Source organism: Roseateles sp. P5_E11 (assembly GCF_054049355.1).
Genome location: NZ_JBFUMO010000456.1, coordinates 1 through 4,797, shown reverse-complemented (window position 1 = coordinate 4,797; position 4,797 = coordinate 1). Strand labels below are relative to the sequence as shown.

The following is a 4,797-nucleotide window of genomic DNA, read 5'->3' as shown; positions in this document are numbered from 1 at the left end:
GGGTTGGCCGCGGCGACGACACCGGTGACACGGACAACCGAGAGATCTGCCGCGAGATCCTTGAGCTGCGCGCCGAGCAGGCGAAGCTGCACGGCCATGCCTGCTACGCCGACTATGCGCTGGAAGACACCATGGCACGCAGCCAGGGCGCCGTCATGGGCCTGCTGGAGCGCGTCTGGCACCCGGCGCTGGCCGCTCAGGCCCGCGAGCGCGAGGCGGTACTCGGTGCCATGGCCGCGGCCGGTGCCACACATGAACTTGAGCCCTGGGATTGGCGCTTCTACGCCGAGCAGGCCAGGCGCGCCCGCTTCGAGCTGGACGAGGCCGAGGTCAAGCCCTACTTCTCGCTGGAGCGCATGGTGGCGGCGATGTTCGACTGCGCCAGCCGGCTCTTCGGCCTGCAATTCAAGGCCCGGCCCGACCTCGCCGGCTACCACGCCGACGTGCGCGCCTATGAGGTCTTCAACGCCGACGGCAGTCTGCGCGGCCTTTTCCTGCAGGACAACTTCGCCCGCCCGACCAAGCGCAGCGGCGCCTGGATGAACGCGATGCGCAACCAGAGCCGCGCGCTGGGTGCGACGCCGGTCATCCTGAACAACAACAACTTCGCCCGCGGCGCCGCTGGCGAGCCCACGCTGCTGAGCTTCGACGATGTGCGCACGCTCTTCCACGAATTTGGCCACGGCCTGCACGGCCTGCTGTCCAGCGTCGAGCATGAGCGCCTGGCGGGCACTCAGGTGCTGCGCGACTTTGTCGAGCTGCCCTCCCAGCTCTACGAGCACTGGATGGCCGAGCCCCAGGTGCTGAAGACCTTCGCCCGTCACTGGCAGACCGACGAGCCGCTGCCCGATGCGCTGCTGGCCAAGCTGCAGGCCGCGCGCCAGTTCGGCCAGGGCTACGAGACGCTGCGCTACACGGCCAGCGCCCTCGTCGACATGGCCGCGCACGCGCTGCCGGCAGCACCTGATGACGTGGTTGCATTCGAGCGCGAAACGCTCGAAAAGTGGCAGCTGCCCAGCGAGGTCGGCCTCAATCACCGATTGACGCACTTCCAGCACTTGTTCAGCAGCGCTGGCTATGCGGCGGGCTACTACGTCTACCTGTGGGCGGAGGTGCTGGACTGCGACGCCTTCGACGCCTTCGTCGAGGCCGGCAATGTGTTCGATGCGGCGGTCGCTGCGCGGCTGCGCGAGTGCATCTATTCGACTGGCAACAGCCGCGAGCCGGGCGAGGCCTTCCGCGCCTTCCGCGGTCGCGATCCTGTTGTCGAACCGATGCTGAAGGACAGAGGCCTGCTGCCGGCCTGAGGTAAAACCTCGGTTGTCACGGTCGCCCTGCGTGCGATCCGGGCGTTACCAGGGAGTCCAAAAAATGTCCAAACGTCGCATCGGCCTGTCGGCCACCGTCCTCGCCTGCCTGTTCGGCCTCGCCGCCTGCGGCGGTGGTGGCTCTGGCGGCGCGCCAAGCGGCCCCACGCCGACCGAGTCCACCATGCTCGGCATCAGCGCGAGCAACTACCAGGTGGTGGGCCAGTCCACCGTGTCCAGCGCCTTTTTCCTCAATGACACCAGCGGCGTGTTCACCGGCGCTGAGACGGGTGGCGACCCGCGCCTGCTGCACCATGCCGTCGACACGGCGCGCCGCGCCATGCGTGTGGCCAGCGGGCGCCAGGCCTTGCTGGCCGGCGCCGAGGTGCGCGAGACCGTGCCCTGCAGCCAGGGCGGCAGCCTGTTGGTGAGCGTCAACGACAGCAACAACAACGGCAACTTCGACCTCGGCGACAGCCTCACCATCGACGCGCAATCCTGCAAGGAGGGCGGCGACGTCATGCAGGGCCGCATCGCGCTGAGCGTGCAGGCCCTCGCTGGCGTCTACGACAGCAACAACTACAGCGCGACGCTGGCGATGACGCTGACAGCCTTCGGCGTCACGACAGGCAGCGACATGGCCCAGGGCGACGGCACGATCACATTGACGGTCGGCCAGACCCCTGCCGGCGTGGGCGAGGTGACGCTGGCCACCAGCCGCCTCGTGCTGAGTGGCCGCGCTGGCGGCCAGAATTTCACGATGACGCTGACGGACACCAAGCTGGCGCTGCGCATCGAGCCCATCAGCGGCAGCCTGCGCACGAGCATCAGCTACAACAGCAGCCTGGCCAGCAGCAGTTTGGACAACAAGCAGGTGCTGATCACGACACCCCAGCCCCTCATCATCGTCGGCGACAGCGCCTACCCGAGCAGCGGCCAGCTGATGGTCAAGGGCCATGCGAGTTCGACATTGCGCATCTCCGCCGTGAATGGCAGCCAGGCTCGGCTGGAACTGGATGCCGAGGGCGACGGCAACTACGAGACGCAGATGCTKAAGACCTGGACCGAGCTGGAGTGAGGGGCGCCGTCACACTGGCCCTGCTCGCAGGGCTGCTGGCGCCGGCCGCGCGGGCCGATTCGCCGTGGCAGGCCGAGCTGGCGGGCCAGCAGGAATGGCAGCAATGGCGTGAAACCGCCAGCGACGGCCGCCGCCTGCTGACCGAAGACGGTCGGCTGAGCGGCCTGGCCGCCACCTGGCGCTGGGCGCCGCCGGGCTCGGCCACGGCGGCCTTGCGGGTTGGCGTGTTGCGCGGAGCGCGCGACTACCGAGGCTTCAGCAACCAGGGCAATGAGGTGCAGACGCGCAGCGATGTCGCCCATGACTTCATTCGCATCGAGGGGGGCCTGGCGCCACAGCCGCTGATCGCCGGCTGGCAGGGGCAAGCCCTGGCCGCCGCCGAATTCTGGCAGTGGCGCCGGCGCCTGCGCGACGCCGGCAGCGTCAGCGGCTATCCCGAGCGCTATCGCCAGGGTCTGCTGCTGCTGGGCCTGCAGGCCAACAGCGAATCGGGCTGGCGGATGGGCATCGAAGCCGGTGGTGGCCCCCATGGCCACAACCGCGTGCAACTGCCGGGGCGCGACCCAGCCGAGCTGCCTCTGGGCAGTGCCCGTGCCTGGCGGGCCAGCGTGGGCGACGCCCTCCTGCCGGGATGGCGCTGGGCCTTGACGGCTGAACGCCTGACGCTGGACGCCGGCGATGAGCGCCCCGTCACGCTGCAGGGCGTACCGCTGCAGTCGGCCCGCCAGCCGCACACGGCGCTGCGCCGCCTGCAGCTCAGCCTCGTCTGGACCGGCTAGCCCATTGGGCCAGCGCGATGACGGCGCACATCGTCGCGAAGGCCATCCAGGCGTAGGGCCACAGCAGAGGCAGGCCGAGCAGGATGAGGCCGTCATTGCCACCGGGGATCAGCAGGCTGCCCCAGCCCATCAGCAGGCCGCCGATCAGGCAACGCACCAGGCCGGCCGCGCTCGGCGGGCGGGCCTTCAACAGCCCGGCGTGCCAGCCGCCGAAGATGGCGCCGGCCAGCAGGCAGGCGAAGAGGGTGAGTCGCGCGGCGCTGCGCATGGTCATGCCGTGGGCCAGCTCGGCCAGCGCGTCGGTGTAGGCCCAGGCGCCTTCGAGCAGCAGCAGTGCCAGAAAGCTCAGGCCGATGGAGACAGTGGCCGTGTGCGGCGTCCACCACGGCTGGCGCCTGCGCACGAAGGCGCGCCACAACGAAAAGGCGGCAAACACCAGCCCCAGCGCGGCGGGTGCCACCCACAGCGGTGATCCGGCCGGCAGCGGTTGCGGCCGGACCGCGGCGAACAGGCCATCCACGCTGGCGCAGCCGACATAGAAGCCCAGCGGCGTTGCCAGATAGGCCCACTCGCCATTGCCCAGCCGCGCGATGGCGCCGAAGACGCAGGCCTGGTTGACGAAGGCGCCCAGGCCCAGCAGGGCGGCGCCCAGCAACGTCCAAACGGTCAGTGCAAAGGGCGCGGGCAGGATTGGTTGGGGAAGAGGCAGCAAGCGCAACAACAGCAGTCCGCCGGCCACCCACAGCGAGGCTTCCAGCAGGCTGCGCAGGCGGCTGGCCTTGCGCTGGTCAACGAGTTCGCCCACGGCGGCGACCGTACAGGTGGCGCCGCGCTGGATGGCCGCGCCCATCAGCAGCGCGCAGGCCGCGGCGCCGGTGAACGCCAAAAGGTTCATGCCGCCTCTTCCAACACGTGCTCGATGACGCCCTCGATCGGGTCCACCGGCGCCTGCCAGGGCGCGCGCTCGATCATGCGGCGTGCGTCAACCAGGCCTGCGGAGCGGCGCGCCTTGACGCCGGCGGGCGTGAAGTCGATGTCCTTGGTGTGGTCTTCGCCCTCGATGCGCGGCGCCAGCAGATGAGCCACGTGCATGGTGGTGCCGCAGCCCCAGGCGGTGAGCTCCTTGGCGCCGCGCTGCTGCGCGGGCGACAGCAGGCCGCCGAGCTCGCGAATGATGTGGCGCAGCCGGTGGATCTGCTTCTGGCGGGTGATGTGGCTGTCGGCCCGGCTGGCGTACTGGATGTCCTTCTGACGGCCCATCACCTGCCAGATCGACTCAGGCTGCGGCGCCGTCTGGTGCCAGACGTTGACGGCAAAGATCAGCGCGTCGCGGCGCGGGTTGTCGTCCAGCACGGCCTCGATGGGYGTGTTGGAGTAGAGGCCGCCATCCCAGTAGGSCTCGCCGTCGATGMSSACGGCCGGGAAGGCCGGCGGCAATGCGCCTGAGGCCATGACGTGCTCCAGGCCGACGGGTTCCTCGCGCGAGTCGAAGTAGCGCATCTGGCCGCTGCGCACATTCACCGCGCCGACAGTGAGGCGCATGCCACCGCGTTGCAGTTGCTCGAAGTCGACCAGGCCGCGCAGTGTCTCGCGCAGCGGCTCGGTGCTGTAGTAGGACGCCTTGTCCACGCCC

At 69.7% G+C, this 4,797-nt stretch carries 5 protein-coding genes; 3 read left to right on the top strand and 2 right to left on the bottom strand.

Features of this window, described 5'->3' with window-relative positions:
• The 3 genes from ACXJKR_RS24445 to ACXJKR_RS24435 all read left to right on the top strand — a co-directional run.
• The coding region (locus ACXJKR_RS24445) for a M3 family metallopeptidase (RefSeq protein ID WP_457325021.1) at nucleotides 1-1,307 on the top strand (1,307 nt) is incomplete at its 5' end.
• A 64-nt stretch (nucleotides 1,308-1,371) separates the two neighbouring features.
• Entirely contained in the window at nucleotides 1,372-2,385 is a 1,014-nt protein-coding gene (locus ACXJKR_RS24440) for a hypothetical protein (RefSeq protein WP_457325020.1), read from the top strand.
• Nucleotides 2,382-3,164 carry a hypothetical protein gene (locus tag ACXJKR_RS24435; protein WP_457325019.1) on the top strand — a complete coding sequence of 261 codons (783 nt, stop codon included), beginning with the start codon at nucleotides 2,382-2,384 and terminating at the stop codon, nucleotides 3,162-3,164. Before ACXJKR_RS24440 ends, ACXJKR_RS24435 begins: the two co-directional genes overlap by 4 nt.
• Here the strand turns inward: ACXJKR_RS24435 and ACXJKR_RS24430 are convergent.
• Together ACXJKR_RS24430 and ACXJKR_RS24425 are read right to left on the bottom strand one after the other, a co-directional pair.
• Complete coding sequence (locus ACXJKR_RS24430; RefSeq protein ID WP_457325018.1) at nucleotides 3,142-4,059, bottom strand: YeeE/YedE thiosulfate transporter family protein; 918 nt, start codon at nucleotides 4,057-4,059, stop codon at nucleotides 3,142-3,144. The genes ACXJKR_RS24435 and ACXJKR_RS24430 overlap by 23 nt on opposite strands.
• A partial coding sequence (locus tag ACXJKR_RS24425; protein WP_457325017.1) for a DUF3734 domain-containing protein occupies nucleotides 4,056-4,797 on the bottom strand: 742 nt, incomplete at its 5' end. The genes ACXJKR_RS24430 and ACXJKR_RS24425, both read right to left, overlap by 4 nt.